Here is a 1096-nt window from a genome sequence, read left to right on the forward strand (position 1 = left end):
CCTCAGCACCGCCGACGCCACCCGACTGGCAGCCGAGGTGCTGGACAGCGTCGGCCGGGCCGTCGTGGGCAAGCAGCACGCGCTGAGCCTCGTGCTGGCGGCCGTCCTCGCCAAGGGACACGTCCTCATCGAGGACTTCCCCGGGCTCGGCAAGACGCTGGCCGCCCGGTCCTTCGCGCAGGCGCTCGGGCTGGACTTCGCCCGGGCCCAGTTCACCCCCGACCTGCTCCCCGCCGACCTCACCGGCTCCTACGTCTTCGACCAGCGCACCAGCGACTTCTCCTTCCGTCGGGGGCCGCTGTTCACCGGCCTGCTGCTGGCCGACGAGATCAACCGCACCCCGCCGAAGACCCAGGCCGCGCTGCTCGAGGCGATGCAGGAGGGCCAGGTGACCGTGGAGGGCGAGACCCACCTGCTGCCGCGACCCTTCCACGTGCTGGCGACCGCCAACCCGGTGGAGTACGAGGGGACCTACCCGCTGCCCGAGGCCCAGCTCGACCGGTTCCTGATGCGCGTCGACTTCGGCTACCCGACCGCCGACGAGGAGTACGACGTCCTCGCCCGCCGCGTGGCCCGCCAGCAGGAGGAGGTCGAGGTGGCTCCGGTCACCGACGCCGCCGGCCTCGCGGCGCTCCAGGCCGCCGTCGAGCGCGTCGCGGTCGACGAGTCGGTGGGTCGCTACTGCGTGGGGCTGGCCGCGGCGACCCGGGGACATGCGGAGGCGCTGACCGGGGCCTCCCCGCGCGGCAGCCTGGGGCTGGTGCTCGCGGCCCGCGGCTGGGCGCTGCTGCGCGGTCGCGACTACGTCGTGCCCGAGGACGTGAAGTCCGTGGCCAGGGCGGTGCTGGGGCACCGGATCACGGTGCGTCCCGAGCTGTGGATGACCTCCGCGTCCGGACCCAAGGTGGTCGACTCCGTCCTCGCCTCCGTGCCGACCCCCCAGACCCTGGAGCGGCGGTGACCCGATGGCGGGCGACCCCGGCGCTGGCCCGCGCCTGCGCGGTCGCCGCCGCCGGCCTGGTCGGGGCCGTCACGCTCGGGTCCCCGGTGCTGRCCGTGCTCGCCGCGCCGTTCCTGGTGCCGGCGCTGCTGTGGC

The 1096-nt window shown here is 75.1% G+C and carries 1 protein-coding gene; it reads left to right on the plus strand.

Annotation, left to right across the window (positions count from 1 at the left end):
- On the plus strand, window positions 1–961 hold a 961-nt coding region (locus ACXJKL_RS21410), incomplete at its 5' end, for an AAA family ATPase (protein ID WP_457209006.1).
- Window positions 962–1096 lie beyond the last annotated feature (135 nt).

Source organism: Nocardioides sp. P5_C9_2, assembly GCF_054049555.1.